Raw genomic sequence first — 17,338 nt, 5'->3', positions numbered from 1 at the left:
TTAAACATCTCATAAAAATGAATAAAATAAAAGGCATAGTAATTACAATTATCACACTGATTTTAGTTAGTAATTTTCTGCGCGCTCAGGAATATAAAATACAATCGCCAAACAAAAAGATCGAATTGTCTTTAGTTTCAAAAAATGATGATGCTTCGAAGAAGTGGAACCTTAAGGTAGCTTACCTACAGGGAGACACTTATCAGGACGTAATTCCTGCTGTTGATTTAGGGCTTAAGGCCGGAGCAGTTGATTTAACTACTAGTCTTAAATTCGACAGGGCAGATAAAGCTAAATTAATTAAAGAAACATATACTGCGGTACACGGTAAACGTAAATATTGTGCTAATGAGGCAACTGAACGCAGTTTCTATTTTAAAGGTGAACAGGGAAAAGGACTCAGTATTACCCTGAGGGCATATAATGATGGGATAGCATTCCGTTATGGCCTGACCGGAAAAAATGGTGAAATTATAGAATTGACTGATGAGCTAACCAGCTATAAAATACCGGTAGATGCTGAAAGATGGTTGCAGCCTTTTAAAACTAGTTACGAGGGTTATTATCCGGTTCAAAACGGCGCGGGAACAAAAGGAGAGTGGGGGTACCCTGCATTATTTAAAAAATCGCTTGGAAAGACTGATTGCTGGATGCTGATAACAGAAGCCGATGTGAATGGTTCATATTGCGCTACCAAACTGGGTAATAAGAGCGATCAGGATAATTATAAACTGTTATTTCCTGCAGCTTCTGATGGAAATAAGATGGGTAAGGTAAACCCAACAGTAAGTCTTCCATTTACATCCCCATGGAGAACGGTTATAATCGGAGAACTGGGGCAGCTGGTCGAATCTACGCTGGTTGATGATGTTAGTACTCCTACTAAGATCAAGGATGTATCGTGGGTACAGCCAGGTGTAAGTTCGTGGATTTACTGGGCATATAACCATGGTACGAAAGATTTTAAAAAAGTATGCGATTATATAGACCTGGCTGCTCGGATGAACTGGCCTTACACACTATTTGATTGGGAATGGGATGCTATGGGCAATGGTGGAAAGTTGGAGGATGCTGTGCGTTACGCCAACAGTAAAGGTATAAAGCCCATGATGTGGTATAACTCCGGTGGCCCGCACAACGGCGTATCAGCTACACCACGTGATAGGATGTTAACCCATGAAAATCGGATGAAAGAATTCCGTTGGTTAACTGAATTAGGCGTTTATGGCATTAAAGTAGATTTTTTTGAGAGTGATAAACAAGATATGATCAAGTATTATATCGATATCCTGGAAGATGCCACCAAATTTAAATTGATGGTAAACTTTCATGGCGCAACTATCCCCCGGGGCTGGAGCAGAACCTACCCAAACCTAATGAGTATGGAAGCTGTGCTCGGAGCAGAATGGTACAATAACAGTGCTGAGCTGACGGAAAAGGCTGCTGCGCATAATGCAACTCTTCCTTTTACGCGCAACATTATTGGTCCAATGGATTATACACCGGTAACTTTTACCAACTCGCAACATCCTCATATTACAACTTTTGCGCATGAACTCGCCTTGTCGGTGATATTTGAATCTGGTATTCAGCACATGGCCGACAGGCCCGAAGGATTTGATAACCTCCCAGATGCGCCTAAGGCATTTCTACGCGAGGTGCCTGTGGCCTGGGATGATAGCCGGTTTATATCAGGATATCCTGGAAAAAATATGATTATAGCCAGGCGCAAGGAAAATGATTGGTATCTGGCTGGCATAAATGGCCTGGACAAAAGAGAAGAATTTCAGATTCCGCTCAAATTTTTGAAGGCGGGGAAGCGATACAAAGCCGTGCTGATTGCAGATGGTGACTACGATTCGGCATTTAATACCACTTACCTTAGCGTAGCTAAAGAAGACCATATTAAGCTGAAGTGGCTTCCGAGGGGTGGCTTTACCTGTGTGCTTAAGGAAATACAATAAATTTAAAGAGCAGGACTAAATTTCATCTACCTATTTTAGTATCCTGCTCTTACCTTTTAATTTTACTCACATTTGAATGTCAGATTAATTCAGATGATTCAACCTAAATACATGTGGCATTGATGCCTTCTTGATACTGGTAGCATTCAATTGATCGCATTATAGTGCTTGTGCTACTAATTTCTTTGAGGAAACCATTGTTGCCTGCCTTGCTGCAAAATTCCAGTCGTTCCCTTGCTTTATCCAGATGTTTGCGCACCGTATTTTCAAACTGCGCAGCTGTTTCCCCATTATCTTTGGATAGAAATTTAATTGCCAAAATACGCTGCTTTCTTTGAGTATACCCAAAATATGCCCTTTGGTAGCTATTTTTCCATTAGCATTACTTACCACATATGCTGATATCTATATTTTTTTAATCGCAATGGTATCTTTTTCTCCAGCAGCAAGTCCAGTGTTTTTCCAGTATCTGTTTTTTTCCGCCTTACTTACGGTGTTGCGTTTAACGGCAAATATGGTTATCTCAACAACAACAATCGATAACGATAATAGGTATATGTCTTTTCCACAAGTTTAATGATAATGCTGCTTCACAAGCAATTTTATGATTCAGATTATCAATAATTTTTTAAAACAAAGGTTTTATGTTATTATTTCTAAATATCAATTAATATTTATGCGTTTGCCTATACGCCATGGTGAGATTTTTTTATTTTGTAATATTCTGTTTTTTAATGCTTTATGTGTTTGTTTTGCGCTTTTAAATTTAATGATTTGCTGCCTGAAGCAATATAGTTAACAAAATTTCTCTTCTCTTTATCATTTGAAGCATCCCCAGATTTCATCTGAAACTATATTTGATATTCATAAAGCCAGTAGTTAATGGTATACCACGGACTTATTAATGTAATAAGATAAGTGTATAGTAGCTAATAAGTAAATATCATTTTTTACTGGCCAAACAAACCAAAATAAACCAAATATGAACCAAACAATTTTTATCAGAAAATTGCCGGCTTTTACGCTACTGGTGATTTTCTTAATGCTCGTGCATTTGAAAGGCTATGCCCAGGACCGGTTAATTACCGGGAAGATTGCGGCTAACGAAGATTCTTCCCCCTTATCAGGAGCAACTGTCTTGTTAAAAGGAAGAAACAAATCAACAGTTACAAACGAACAGGGGCTGTTTTCTATACTCGCTAAAAAAGGAGATGTGCTTATCTTTAGAATGGTAGGCTTTAAACCGCAGGAGATCACCGTGGAAGATGCCAATATCATCAATGTAGTTTTAAAGGGCGAACGTACCAATTTAGATGATGTTGTAGTAATTGGCTATGCTAAGATCGCCAGAAAAGATGCCACGGGTTCAATAGGCTCAATATCCGGAGAGGAGTTGCGCCAAACGCAGCCAACAACTTTTGATCAGGCCCTGCAAGGTAAGGTTGCCGGGGTTGTGGTTCAACAGGTATCGGGTCAGCCCGGTGGTGGTGTATCCATCCAGATCAGGGGGGTGTCATCAATAATTTATAACACTTTGGATGCACCTGGATGGGAAACCGGGTGGGGACAGCCGCCAGTTACCCAGCAACTTATTGATCTGGTAAAATCGACAGGTATGAATGCAATAAGGATTCCTTGTACCTGGAGTACACATATCATAAATAAACAAACTCAGGAAATAGATCCACTTTGGCTCGCCCGGGTAAAAGAAGTAGTTCAATATTGTTTCAATGCTAAGATGTACGTGATACTAAATACGCATCACGACGGCTATATCGATTGCAAAGTTACAGGTGCTAAACAGGATACAGTGAATGCCAAGCATAAGGCAATTTGGCAGCAGATAGCTACAACAATGCGTGATTTTGATGAGCATTTGATATTTGCCAGTGCCAATGAACCCGATGCCACAACCGATCAGGAAACCGCTGCTTTAATGCGTTATCATCAGTCGTTTATTGATGCGGTGCGCGCTACAGGTGGTAAAAATGCTTATCGTGCGTTAGTTCTTCAGGCACCTAATACATCAATTACGTTGATGAACGAACAACTTAATCCCGCTAATGTATACAAAAGAGCAACATTACCTACCGATCCCGTACCTCAAAAAATGATATTGGAATTCCACTATTATAGTCCGCCAAATTTTTGCATTATATCTGAGGACGCAAGTTGGGGAAAAGCATGGTATTTCTGGGGATCCGGTTTTCATACCACAAATCCACTCTTCCTGGATCGTAACTCTTCGCCTTCGTCGGAAGAAGCTTCTGTTGATGCTGCAATGCGTTCTGTGAAAACAAATTTTACGGATAAGGGTATACCGGTTATTATGGGCGAATACGACGTATCGTACCACGCTGATAAATTAAAAGGATATCCGGCCGATTCGTTGCTGGCATTAAAATCCGGCTGGCATTTCTATGCTTATGTTACAAAACAAGCCAAGGTGAATGGTATAGTACCGTTTTTATGGTCCAGCGCTATCTTTCAACGCCCATTTAAAAATGGTGTAACTGCGCCCGCCTATATAGGAGACCAGGTAGCGTTAGATTCACTGAAAAAGGGCGCAGGGTTTTAGTAGAAACGTGATAAATTACCTCTCAACGATCCAAGTTCGGTTTTATCGCATGAAGAAGTGAGAACTTAAATGCGATAAAAGCTGCACTTGTTTAAATCTCGAACCTATTGATATGGTCCTATCGTACCATCGCAATTTTTGTTGATATGCCGATCCTATAATCTTAAAACAATAAAAGACAGACCTATGAATCATTTTAAAAAAATAAATACAAAGGGACCTCAGTTCATTTTAGTATTTATGATTTTATTTAACTTTTTTACAGCATCGTGCAAAAAGAAGGATAATGTTGAACCACAGCTCAGTATCTCTTCATCCGAAATTGCTTTTCAGCCCGAAGGCAGTATCTCAAATGTAACAGTTGCCAGCAATGGTAAATGGAGCACTAAAAACCCTGCCGACTCCTGGCTACAGTTAAACCAGATGACAGGAAATGAGGGGAATACGGAATTGAAATTAACTGCGGCACCTAACACTACTGGTTCATCCCGTTCGGTCATATTGACGGTTACTTCAGACAATGGCCAGGCCAGAAGGCTTACACTTTCGCAGGCCAGTGTGTTGTATCCTTCGTACAATACATCGCCTAAAGCACCTGACCAAACAGGCATGAGCAGTAATGCTGTGCAATTGGCGGCTAAAATGAAATTAGGATGGAATATTGGCAATACAATGGAATCGCCTGGTAGCGAAAGTGGCTGGGGTAACCCGCAGATTACCGAATCGTATGTTAAATTTTTAAAGCAGACTGGCTTTAATTCGGTAAGGCTTCCATGTTCATGGGATTGGCACCACTTAAGTGATCGATCAAAGGCTACGATTGATCCGGCATGGCTTAACCGCGTTAAAGAAGTGGTTAAATATTGTGTTGATAATGATATGTACGTATTGCTTAATATCCACTGGGATGGCGGCTGGCTGGATCATAATATCAATGCGGCTAAAAAAGATTCGGTCAATGCCAAGCAGAAAGCCTATTGGGAGCAGATTGCTACCACGATGAGAGATTTTGATGAGCATTTAATGTTTGCAAGTGCAAACGAGCCACCTGCTGACAATGCAGAACAGATGGCCATACTCAATAGTTATCACCAAACCTTTATAAATGCGGTGCGCGCTACTGGTGGCAGGAACAGTTTCCGTGTACTGGTTGTTCAGGGGCCTAGCACCAATGAGGATAAAACCAACACTTTAATGAATAGCTTGCCTACAGATCAGGTCCCGAACCGTTTAATGGTAGAAGTGCATAATTATACACCTTCACAATTCACAATTTTGGATAGTGATGCAAGTTGGGGCAAAATGTTCTATTACTGGGGAAAAGACTATCATTCTACCATTGAGCCTGATCGTAATGCCACCTGGGGTGAAGAGGGAGAACATATTAGGTCTTTCGGCCTGATGAAAGCCAAATTTATAGATAAAGGGATTCCGGTAATATTAGGAGAGTATGGTGCTTATAAAAGGGGGGGTAGCAGAAATGTTCCTTTAGATTTGGCTAAACACAATGCCTCAGTAGATTATTGGAATAACTATGTAACCAAACAGGCCATTCAGTTTGGTCTTAAGCCTTTCTTTTGGGATACCGGTGGTGCATTAGACCGCAGAAACAATACCGTGCTCGATCAGGGCACCATAAATGCCCTTGTATCAGCAGGTAAATAGAAATAGTCATACTGTAAATTAAGCCCAAAAAGGTTAGGTACTTATTGGGTACAGTTTAATAAAAAAATAAATTTTCTGGAGATATGGAAGCTCAGCTACTGTTGAAAATCAGTACGTTGAGCTTCCGGCTTCAAGGAAATAACCATACACACAAACACACAAATGCAAAAAAATATTTGGTTACTGGTTATATTACTTTTTTCATTTTCGGGTAGATTAATTGCCCAGAATTTTAAAAAAAACAGGCCAACCACTCAAGAACGGATCATAAATGTCGATTTTGGCCAGGCTGCAGGCAAATTAAACACCATGTTTAATGAATGCGTTGGTGCAGGCCGTGCAAATGAAGGCCTTCGGGCCGATTGGCAGCAACAGCTTGCCTATGTTAAAAAAGAGTGCGGTTTTAGATACATCCGCATGCACGGCCTGTTAACAGACGATATGGCGGTATACACCGAAGACAATAAGGGTAATCCACAATATAATTATATGTATGTAGATGCTTTATTCGATTTTTTACATAGTATAGGCATCAAACCTTTTGTTGAACTTGGCTTTATGCCCGGAAGGCTTGCCAGTGGAAGTGCAACCATATTCTGGTGGAAAGGAAATGTAACGCCACCAAAAGATTATGACAAATGGGCGGCCCTGGTCAAAAATCTTACAGCGCATTTTACAGAACGCTATGGTGCAGATGAAGTGAAAACCTGGTATTTCGAGGTATGGAATGAGCCCAATCTTTCTCCCGGATTCTGGACTGGAACACAAGAAGATTATTTTAAATTATATAAATATGCTGCACAGGCAGTTAAAAGTGTAAATAAAGCCTATCGTGTTGGCGGCCCGGGAACGGCAGGTGCAGCCTGGGAACCTGAAATGATCGAATATTGCCATAAAAATAATGTGCCTATTGATTTCATCAGTACCCATGCATATGGGGTAGGGCAAGGCTTCCTGGATGAATACGGACAAGGTGGCACTGTACTCGATAAAAATCCGATGAGCGTGAGCAAGGAGGTAATCCAATCCAGAAAAGAGATAAAAGAATCGGCAATGCCAAATCTGGAGTTGCATTATACAGAATGGAGTTCATCATACACACCGGCCGATGCTATTCATGATAGCTATCACAGTGCGGCATATGTACTGCAAAAACTAAAACAGGTAGGCAATGCCGCCAATTCTATGTCTTATTGGGTTTTTACTGATATTTTTGAAGAACCAGGTCCGCGCTATACCCCATTTCATGGTGGTTTTGGAATGTTAAATACCCAGGGAATTAACAAACCGGTATTCTATTCCTATCAGTTTTTAAACCGCTTGGGAAATATCGAACTGGTAAATAAAGATGCAGCTTCGTGGATCTGCAAAGATTCATCAGGAAATATACAGGGGCTTGTTTGGGATTATACCTATACGCTTCCCGATTCAACCAATAATCAACAGTATTACAACCGTGATCTCCCATCAAAACCGAAAGAGAAACTGAAGATCAATATTACGAATGTGCCCGATGGTAATTATGCGCTGGAAGTGTATAAGGTAGGTTACCGGGATAACGATGCCTATTCAACTTATCTTTCCATTGGTAAACCATCGCAACTTTCAAAACAGCAGGTAGAACAAATAAAGAGACAGAATGATGGTTCGCCGTTTTCTAAAGAAATCATCACCATAAAAGATGGACGTGCTTTTTCGAAAGCCTTGGATCTCCGTGAAAATGATGTGTTTTTCCTCAATATGATTAAGCTTTAAACCGGAAAATACATGAAAAAAATAATGAGAACAGGGATAATAAGATTTTTTACATTTTTTGTACTACTTTTCTCCGTTCAGGTTCTAAGTTATGCTCAGGTTACATTACCAAAAGTGTTTGGCGATAACATGGTATTACAAAGAGGGATTAAAATTCCCATCTGGGGAAAATCAGCACCGGGAGCAAATATAAATGCAACGCTCGGAGAAATCAGGGTGAAGGCCACTGCAAACGGACAAGGAGAATGGAAGGTGTTTTTTCCGGCTTTTAAAGCCGGTGGACCCTATAAACTTAGCATTTATGAATCGAGAAAGCCAGGATCTGGAATCGAACTACAAGGTATACTCATTGGCGATGTTTGGCTGGCTTCGGGTCAGTCCAATATGGAATGGTCTGTACAACAGGCACAGGATGCAGTTCATGAAATTGCCAAAGCAGATTTTCCAAAAATACGTTTATTTCAGGTAGCACATGTTAAGAAACTAAGCCCTCAACAGGATGTTGCAGATGGGAAATGGAAAATTTGCAGTCCCGAAAATGTGGCACAATTCTCGGCTGTTGCCTATTATTTTGCAAAAAAAATACACCTCGACCAAGGCGTTCCAATTGGTGTGATACAAAGCACCTGGGGTGGCACACCGATAGAATCGTGGACAAGCCGCGAAAAATTGCTTTCTTCTCCTATTACCAAAGCGAAAGCAATGGCAAATGACACCCTGACTGAGCAGCATTTTGTGAAAGATAGCCTCGATCAGGCGCGTTCATGGGATATTCTTTATCACCCGTATCAAAATGCCGATAAAATAATTCCGCAGCCAGCTTACAATGATGCGGGATGGCCGGTTATCGAAATGCCTAAGTTGATCAAAGATTTTGGGATCGGGCCATATGAAGGAATGATTTGGATGCGCAAAAAAATCATATTACCAGAAACTTTTTCAAAGGCCGACCTAACACTTTACATTGGCCGGCCGGATGTGAATTATTCCCTCTATTTCAACGGTACCGAAATTTGTAAAGCGGTATGGAACACCAACCTTGGCCAGCACTATACCATTCCTGCTAAAATACTGAAAAAAGGGGAGAATACGGTTACGCTAAGGTTGGCCATGTTATGGGGAATAGGTGGATTAAACCCACCCGCTGATGAAATGTACATCACAAATGGCAAGGCAAGAATAGCATTGGCCGGTACCTGGAAATATCAAAAAGATTTAGAACCAGCGATGGCCAAAAACCGTAATTATCAATATTATCCTTCGTTACTTTTCAATTCAATGATCAACCCGCTTGTTTCATACGGAATTAAGGGGTTTTTATGGTACCAGGGTGAGGCGAATGATACCGCGGCCTATAACTACCGTAAGTTATTTCCAATATTGATCAAAGATTGGCGGGAACGCTGGAAACAGGGAAATTTACCATTCCTGTATGTTCAGCTGCCAAATTTTAAACAAACACAGCCTTTACCTTCAGAAAGTGAATGGGCCGAGCTTAGAGAAGCCCAGGCGCTGGCCTTATTGCAACCCAACACCGCTATGGCCTGTACCATCGATATCGGTGAGGCTGATAATATTCATCCAGGGAATAAAAAGGAGGTTGCACGCAGGCTTGCGCTTGCAGCCAATAAACTCGTGTATAAACAGGATATTGTAACTTCAGGACCATCATTAAAAAGTTTTTCGAAAGAAGGTAGCCGTATGCGTATCCATTTTACCGCTCCCGGTAATGGGCTAATATCAAAAGATGCCAAAGCCTTAACCGGTTTTGCCATTGCAGGAGAAGACAGACAGTTTCACTGGGCCGAGGCCAAAATAGAAGGGAATGAAGTGGTGGTTTACAGTGAGAAAGTACCCCATCCGGTAGCTGTGCGTTATGACTGGGCCGATTATCCGCTAGGTAATTTAGTCAGTTCAGAAGGCTTACCGGCCTTACCCTTCAGAACGGATGATTGGAAAGGAATTACACAGAAATAAATATTTGATTAGAGTATCTATTAAAATGAACCGCTACAAGGCTTTTATAAAACCAACCTTCAAATAACATGAATAAAATTATAATATCAATCTTATTAATTCACTTAAGCATTTGTGCAAATGCTCAACTTCAAATAAATCAGTCCCCGCCGGGTTTCTATACAAATCCAATTTTCGCAGGAGATTATCCTGACCCAAGTATACTGCGTGATGGAGATAATTATTATATGGTTCATTCGTCTTTTGAATATTACCCTGGTTTATTAATCTGGCATTCTAAAGATTTAATTAACTGGGAACCTGTGGTACATGCCTTGCATAAAAATGTAGGTTCAGTGTTTGCACCAGATCTGGTGAAGTATAAAAATAAATTCTATATCTATTTCCCTGCAAATGGTACCAATTATGTGGTTTGGGCAGATTCAATCAATGGTAAATGGAGTGAACCCGTTGACCTGAAAATTGGCAACATCGATCCAGGACATATTACAGACGAACAGGGCAAAAGATATTTATTTTTTAGCAATGGAGGATTTGTACCCCTGTCTGATGACGGACTTTCAATAATAGGTGAACAAAAGGCTTCTTACAAAGGTTGGCCCATTCCAAAAAACTGGTCTATTGAATGTTTTTGCCTGGAAAGCCCTAAGTTGATAAAAAGGGGAGATTATTATTATATCACCATAGCAGAAGGAGGAACAGCAGGTCCTGTAACCGGCCATATGGCTGTTTCAGCGCGCTCAAAATCACTATCGGGACCATGGGAAAATTCGCCTTACAATCCGATAATCCGAACAAAGGAAAAATCTGAAAAATGGGCATCAAAGGGGCATGCAACCATCATTGACGATGTAAAAGGTAATTGGTGGATAGTATTCCACGCTTACGAAAAAGATTTTTATAACAAAGGCCGCCAAACTTTATTGCTGCCAATAGAGTGGACAAAAGATGGTTGGTACAAAGTAAAGAAAGGCATAAACGATAGCGGGCCGATTAAAAAACCAAATTTGGTCAACTCTACATCTAACTTTACGCTGAACGATAATTTCGCAGGAAATAAATTGAAGCCGCAATGGTCATTTTTCCAGGAACTGGATACCAATCGGTTTAAATTAGCCAATAACAGCTTAACTATTAAAGCAAAAGGAAATACTATAGGGAACAGTTCTCCTCTGTTGTTTATTCCGGAAGATCACTCTTATACTGTAGATGTAGAAATGTTAATTGAAGGGAAAGCAACAGGAGGATTAGCTCTTTTTTATAACAACAGTGCATCTTCAGGCATGCTCGCCAACAAAGATAATATATTGGCCGATTTACGCGGCTGGCAGGTTGTTACGGAAAAAGATGTAGTGAAAAATCATGTATTCATTCGTCTTAAAAATATAAATAACACCGTTGATATGTATTACAGCAAAGACGGTATTAAATGGAATAAAATTGAAAACTCGCTCGAGGTATCGGGTATGCATCATAATGTTCTTGGTGGATTTTTAAGCTTACGTATAGGCCTCTGTTCAATAGGAGATGGGAAGGTAACTTTTAAGAATTTTAAATATAAAGCCATAAAATAATTACAGTTCATTTAGCCATAATATCAGAAAGTTTAAAATTATTCAAATAAAAACAATAAAATGGATATCAGATTTCTTAGTAAAATCATGTTAGTAACTCTTCTGTGTGGGGTAACTCTAATGTCATGCGCAGGCTCGATTGTTGATACAAAATTCTTATTGGATGCTTCTACAAAATCAGTTTCTTTACCCGCAGAAGGAGGCACAGCATATGTCACGGTAACAAGCAATGGCAGTTGGAGTATCGACAATTCTGCCAACCCTTGGTTGCAATTAGCTCAAACTAATGGTAGTAGTGGTAGCACAAAAATTCAGTTGACTGCCGGCCATAACGTAACAGGTTCAATGCGTTCAGCAGTATTGAATATCTCATCGCAAAACGGGCAGGCCATACGGATTACAGTGTCACAAGGTTCTCCGCTTGACCACATTGCAAAAGACCCTAATTTTTATATTTTTCTTGCCTTTGGACAATCGAATATGCAAGGTATGGGGGCGATTGAAAGTCAGGATAAAATAGTTAATAATCGTTTTAAGGTGTTTCAGACACTTAATTGTTCAAATTTAAATAGATCGAAATCAACATGGTACACCGCTGTCCCACCTACATGTCAATGTAATTCCGGTCTTTCACCTGTTGATTATTTTGGAAGGACTATGGTTGCCAATCTACCGGATAGTATCACAATAGGTATTATAAATGTTGCTGTTGCAGGAAGTGATATCAGACTTTTTGATAAAAATATTTATATGAACTACGATTCAACATCTAAAGATAATTGGTTTACTTCTCTGGTAGCTTCTTATGAAGGAAACCCATATCAGTATCTGATTAAACAGGCAAAACTGGCACAAAAGAATGGCGTTATCAAAGGGATTCTATTGCACCAAGGTGAAACAAACACCGGACAGGAGCAATGGCCAACCTACGTAAAGAAAATATATAATGACATGTTGACTGATCTTTCATTAGATGCCAATTCGGTTCCTCTTTTAGCAGGAGAACTGTTTTCAGGTGATGGGAATTGCTGTTCAGGCATGAATTCAATTATAAGAAAGTTACCAAATACGATTCCAACAGCTCATATCATTTCATCGGCTAACTGCACCGGACAGGATGCTGCCCATTTTGATTCGCAAGGATATAGAAAGTTGGGAGAACGATATGGTGTTAAAATGCTTGAGCTATTAAGAAGTAAGTAGAGGGTTTATATGTAATGAACAAGGTTTGCTTATATAAAATCATTAACGCTATTTGGGCACGTTAATGAAATATTTAAAATGTTGATACAAAGCCCAGGTTCTGCTCATTTTAATGGTAACCAACTAATATAGAAATGAATAAATTTTTCCGACTGTTATTATTTTTCATCGCATGTGTATCATATGTAAATGCTCAGTCAATTGAGCATTCTAAAATTCCTTTTGATTTTGATTGGAAATTTTTACTGGGCGATGAAGCCTCAGCCAAAACCAGAGATTTTAATGATAACGGCTGGCGTAGCCTGGATTTGCCCCACGATTGGAGCATTGAAGGGAAAATAAATCCCAAAAACCCAACCGGGGGCGGCGGCGGATACTTTCCTGCCGGAATTGGCTGGTACAGGAAAACTTTTAGAGCCCCTGCTGACTGGAAAGGCAAAAAGATTTCCGTTTATTTTGAAGGGGTTTATATGAATGCTGAGGTTTTTATTAATGGGAAATCGCTTGGAATATATCCTTATGGCTATTCGTCATTTAGCTACGATCTTTCACCTTATTTAGCTTTCGACCACGAAAACCTAATCGCAGTACGCGTAGATAATTCACAGCAAATGAACAGCAGGTGGTACAGTGGTTCTGGGATTTACCGCCATGTTTGGCTGACGGTTACCAATGCAGTTCATGTGGCCAACTGGGGAGTAGCCATTACTAGCCCTGAAGTATCTTCTAAAAAAGCAACTGTTCTGGTGAAAACCTTAGTGAAAAACGAAACAGGCAACGCTCAAAACATGGTGGTTAATACGCGGTTACTGGGGGCAAATGCTAAAAGTGCAGGAAATAGTCAAATAAAGGTGAACCTGGCGGCCAATAGCGAGAAAGAAATTTCACAAACAATAACTGTCGCTAATCCTTTGTTATGGGCACCTGAAACACCCTATCTATACAAAGCTGAGGTAGAGATTATAGGAAATAAAAATATAGTCGATAAAACAGTAACAGGGTTTGGTATCCGTTCTATCAAATTCAGCCCCGAAAATGGATTTCAGCTTAATGGTAAAACAGTAAAACTGAATGGCGGATGTGTACACCACGATAATGGTTGCCTGGGCGCAGCCGCTTTTGACAGGGCCGAGGAGCGTAAGGTTGAATTGCTTAAAAAAGCCGGATTCAATGCCGTAAGAACTTCTCATAATCCACCTTCCGAAACTTTTTTAGCCGCATGCGACAGGTTGGGCCTGTTGGTGATTGATGAATCATTTGATTGTTGGAAAGTTGGAAAAAACAAACAGGATTATGCCAAATATTTTAACGAATGGTGGAAACGTGATTTAGATGCAATGGTTTTGCGCGATCGCAATCATCCTTCCATTATGATGTGGAGTATTGGCAACGAAATAGTGGAGAGAGGTACACCTGGGGCTGTAGAAACAGCAAAAATGCTTTCTAATGCCATCAAAAAAATAGATACTACCCGTCCGGTTACCTCAGCCATTGTAGATAATGGAAAAGATTGGACCGTTATGGATTCATTAATGGCCGCGCATGATGTAACTGGTTATAATTATCACTTAGCGAGTGCACCTGCAGACCATAAACGGGTACCATCACGGATCATATTTCAATCCGAGTCGTATCCCAAAGATGCTTTTGCAAACTGGCAACTGGTTAAAAATAATCCGTTTGTGATTGGTGATTTTGTTTGGACCGCCATAGATTACCTGGGAGAATCGGGGATAGGCCGTTGGTATTATTCGGGTGATGTGCCCGGCGAACACTGGGAACACGACTTTTTTCCATGGCATGGTGCCTATTGTGGTGATATTGACCTTTTGGGCTGGAGAAAGCCAATTTCGCACTACCGCAACCTGTTATATAACAACACAGAAAAACTTTATATGGCGGTTCGCGAACCTAACCCCGAACCACTCGAAATAAAAACCACGTGGTGGGCGGTATGGCCAACCTGGGAAAGCTGGAACTGGCCCGGCTATGAAGGCAGAAATATCGACGTGGAGGTCTATTCTAAATATGCAAAAGTAAGGCTGTACCTGAACAATAAATTGCTCGGAGAAAAACCTACAGGACTTGAACAAGAGTTTAAAGCCACTTTCTCCGTACCTTATGCACAAGGCACACTTAAAGCAGTTGGAGTAGAAAATGATCAGGAAGTAGCATCGTCTGTTCTACAAACTTCTGGAGATGCTGCACAGCTTAAATTAACTGCCGATCGTAAAGAAATATTATCAAATGGACAGGATTTGGCTTACGTAACCATCGAAGTAACAGATAAGAATGGGATCATTCAACCAAATGCAGCAAATCGTTTGAATTTCAAAATTGAAGGAGAGGGTATTATTGCCGGAATAGATAACGCTGATATTAAAGATGTGGATCAATATACCGGTAACTCACGCAAGGCATGGCATGGACGGGCCTTGGTGGTGATCAAAAGTACGCATAATGCAGGTGGAATTAAGCTTACGGTTACATCAAATGAACTGGAACAGAAAAGCATAATCATTAAATCAATACAAAGTAATTTATAACGGTTTAATTGCCCATTTCTGAAAAACGGAAATAGCGATTAAAACACTCAGATAATAATTTTAATAACCAATATCACTAATGAATAAATTCTTTTTTCGTGTAATCGTTTTTACGGTTTTATTGCCAGCTCTTGGAAATGCCCAAACATTGCACCTTAAATCCCCTAACGGAAAAATTGATATGGCTTTGGAAAACGGGGCGAAAATATCATGGTCTGTAAAACATGAAAATACTGCGGTTATTGCGCCTTCAGTTATTTCAATAACATTGGGCAATGGGCTGGTTTTAGGAAATAATGCTAAAATTATTGATGCTAAAAAATCAAGTGTCAACACGGTTTTTAATACACCTGTTTATAAAAAGAAAGCGGTGGTTGATGAGTACAGCCAGCTAACCATAAACTTTAAAGGCGATTTTGGCCTGATTTTAAGGGCCTATAACGATGGTATAGCCTATCGTTTTTTCACCAAGAAAAAAGGCGAAATTACCATTGAGGCCGAAGAAGCCAATTTTAACTTCAGCAAAGACCATAAAGCTTATATTCCTTACGTTCGCGATTTAAGGGAAAATAATCAATACATATCTGCTTTCGAATCTACCTATGATGAAATCCCGCTTTCGAAATTTGTGCAAGATTCGCTGGCCATTTCTCCGCTTCTTGTCGATTTGGAAAATGGAAAAAAAGCAGCTATTGTAGAGGCCGAACTGGTAGATTATCCTGGTATGTTCCTCACTAAAGGTAAACAAGGACAGCATGGCTTAAGTGGAACGTTTGCACATTACCCGAAAGCAGAGCGCTTAGGCGGATTTAATAAAATGAATTACATGGTTTCAGATAGGGAAACCTATATAGCCAAAACCAATGGCAGCCGTAATTTCCCATGGAGGGCAATAATCATAAGCGAAAATGATAAAGACCTCTTAAATAACGATATGGTGCAAAAACTGTCGGCACCATCTCAGATTGCCGATGCAAGCTGGATAAAGCCAGGTAAAGTAGCCTGGGACTGGTGGAATGATTGGAACATATCTGGCGTTGATTTTAAGGCGGGAATTAACACAGATACTTATAAATATTATATAGATTTTGCCGCCAAAAACCACATTGAGTATGTAGTGTTGGATGAAGGATGGAGTGAAGAAACCGACCTGCTAAAAATTTCGCCAAACATCAATATCAAAGAACTAATCAGCTACGGGAAGCAGAGAAATGTAGGCATTATGCTGTGGGCATCCTGGTATGCCATCAACCAGATGTTGGATGATGCTTTTAGCCAGTATTCAAAGATGGGGATTAAAGGTTTTAAAATAGATTTTATAGATCGCGATGATCAGAAAATGGTCAGTTCGATTTACAACATGGCTAAAAAAGCAGCCGGTTATAAACTTCTTGTCGACTATCATGGTATGTATAAGCCCACCGGTGTACAGCGTACTTATCCTAATATTCTCAATTTTGAAGGGGTAAAAGGACTGGAAAATACCAAATGGACGCCAAAAGATGATATGCCACACTACGAAACTTCCATACCGTTTATCAGGATGCTGGCCGGGCCTATGGATTATACTCCGGGAGCAATGCGTAACGCCACAAAAGCAGATTTTCGTCCAAGTAATTCCATGCCGATGAGCCAGGGAACGAGGTCGCACCAGTTAGCGATGTATGTGGTGTATGAAGCACCCTTACAAATGATGGCGGATAGCCCAACCGCATACATGAAAGAACAGGAGAGTACCAGTTTTATTTCAAAAATACCGACCACCTTTGATGAAACAGTGGCCCTTGATGGGAAAGTAGGCGAATATGTGGCTGTTGCCAGGAAAAAAGAAGATACATGGTATGTAGGCGGATTGACAAACTGGTCTGCAAGAACAACTACGGTCGACCTGTCTTTTCTGGGCAAGGGAAAATATTCAGCAGAAATTTTTAAGGATGGAATGAACGCAGATAAGGATGCCACCGATTATAAACGCGAAATAATTAAAGTTACCAACACAGATAAGCTTACCATTAATATGGCGAATGGTGGTGGCTTTGCAATCATCATTAATTCGGAAAAATAGTTAAACTCGAT

Annotated in this window: 9 protein-coding genes; all 9 read left to right on the top strand. The window is 40.2% G+C overall.

What is annotated here, in order from left to right:
• Nucleotides 1–17: 17 nt before the first annotated feature.
• The 9 genes from HDC90_RS20650 to HDC90_RS20610 all read left to right on the top strand — a co-directional run bounded on the left by HDC90_RS20650 (nt 18) and on the right by HDC90_RS20610 (nt 17,327).
• Nucleotides 18–1,964: a glycoside hydrolase family 97 protein gene (locus HDC90_RS20650; RefSeq protein WP_184469764.1), complete on the top strand. Its 1,947-nt coding sequence runs from the start codon at nt 18–20 to the stop codon at nt 1,962–1,964.
• A gap of 982 nt (nt 1,965–2,946) precedes the next feature.
• Entirely contained in the window at nt 2,947–4,542 is a 1,596-nt protein-coding gene (locus HDC90_RS20645; RefSeq protein ID WP_184469762.1) for a glycoside hydrolase family 5 protein, read from the top strand.
• 186 nt (nt 4,543–4,728) lie between these two features.
• A complete protein-coding gene (locus tag HDC90_RS20640; protein WP_221451912.1) occupies nt 4,729–6,207 on the top strand; it encodes a cellulase family glycosylhydrolase in 1,479 nt (492 codons plus the stop codon).
• Nucleotides 6,208–6,369: 162 nt separating this feature from the next.
• Nucleotides 6,370–7,962 (top strand): glycoside hydrolase, encoded by a 1,593-nt coding sequence (locus tag HDC90_RS20635; RefSeq protein WP_184469760.1) that lies wholly within the window; start codon nt 6,370–6,372, stop codon nt 7,960–7,962.
• 12 nt (nt 7,963–7,974) lie between these two features.
• Nucleotides 7,975–9,939 carry a sialate O-acetylesterase gene (locus HDC90_RS20630; protein WP_221451911.1) on the top strand — a complete coding sequence of 655 codons (1,965 nt, stop codon included), beginning with the start codon at nt 7,975–7,977 and terminating at the stop codon, nt 9,937–9,939.
• A 68-nt stretch (nt 9,940–10,007) separates the two neighbouring features.
• Nucleotides 10,008–11,513, top strand: coding sequence for a family 43 glycosylhydrolase (locus HDC90_RS20625; protein WP_184469758.1), 1,506 nt, complete (start codon nt 10,008–10,010; stop codon nt 11,511–11,513).
• A 60-nt stretch (nt 11,514–11,573) separates the two neighbouring features.
• Nucleotides 11,574–12,716 carry a sialate O-acetylesterase gene (locus HDC90_RS20620; RefSeq protein ID WP_221451910.1) on the top strand — a complete coding sequence of 381 codons (1,143 nt, stop codon included), beginning with the start codon at nt 11,574–11,576 and terminating at the stop codon, nt 12,714–12,716.
• A 134-nt stretch (nt 12,717–12,850) separates the two neighbouring features.
• Nucleotides 12,851–15,262 carry a glycoside hydrolase family 2 TIM barrel-domain containing protein gene (locus tag HDC90_RS20615; RefSeq protein ID WP_184469756.1) on the top strand — a complete coding sequence of 804 codons (2,412 nt, stop codon included), beginning with the start codon at nt 12,851–12,853 and terminating at the stop codon, nt 15,260–15,262.
• A gap of 79 nt (nt 15,263–15,341) precedes the next feature.
• The gene (locus tag HDC90_RS20610; RefSeq protein ID WP_184469754.1) at nt 15,342–17,327 is read left to right on the top strand and encodes a glycoside hydrolase family 97 protein; all 1,986 of its coding nucleotides are present in this window, start codon (nt 15,342–15,344) and stop codon (nt 17,325–17,327) included.
• The last annotated feature ends 11 nt before the right edge of the window (nt 17,328–17,338 follow it).

The sequence above is a fragment of the Pedobacter sp. AK013 genome (genome assembly GCF_014205835.1).
GTDB lineage: Bacteria > Bacteroidota > Bacteroidia > Sphingobacteriales > Sphingobacteriaceae > Pedobacter.
Note: the sequence above shows the minus strand (reverse complement) of the source record. Positions and strands in the feature narration are given on the sequence as shown.

Excerpts from the sequence above, each read along its gene's own strand:
- HDC90_RS20615 (WP_184469756.1), top strand. The coding sequence starts at position 12,851 with ATGAATAAATTTTTCCGACTGTTATTATTTTTCATCGCATGTGTATCA.
- HDC90_RS20640 (WP_221451912.1), top strand. The coding sequence starts at position 4,729 with ATGAATCATTTTAAAAAAATAAATACAAAGGGACCTCAGTTCATTTTA.
- HDC90_RS20645 (WP_184469762.1), top strand. The coding sequence starts at position 2,947 with ATGAACCAAACAATTTTTATCAGAAAATTGCCGGCTTTTACGCTACTG.
- HDC90_RS20635 (WP_184469760.1), top strand. The coding sequence starts at position 6,370 with ATGCAAAAAAATATTTGGTTACTGGTTATATTACTTTTTTCATTTTCG.
- HDC90_RS20650 (WP_184469764.1), top strand. The coding sequence starts at position 18 with ATGAATAAAATAAAAGGCATAGTAATTACAATTATCACACTGATTTTA.
- HDC90_RS20610 (WP_184469754.1), top strand. The coding sequence starts at position 15,342 with ATGAATAAATTCTTTTTTCGTGTAATCGTTTTTACGGTTTTATTGCCA.
- HDC90_RS20620 (WP_221451910.1), top strand. The coding sequence starts at position 11,574 with ATGGATATCAGATTTCTTAGTAAAATCATGTTAGTAACTCTTCTGTGT.
- HDC90_RS20630 (WP_221451911.1), top strand. The coding sequence starts at position 7,975 with ATGAAAAAAATAATGAGAACAGGGATAATAAGATTTTTTACATTTTTT.
- HDC90_RS20625 (WP_184469758.1), top strand. The coding sequence starts at position 10,008 with ATGAATAAAATTATAATATCAATCTTATTAATTCACTTAAGCATTTGT.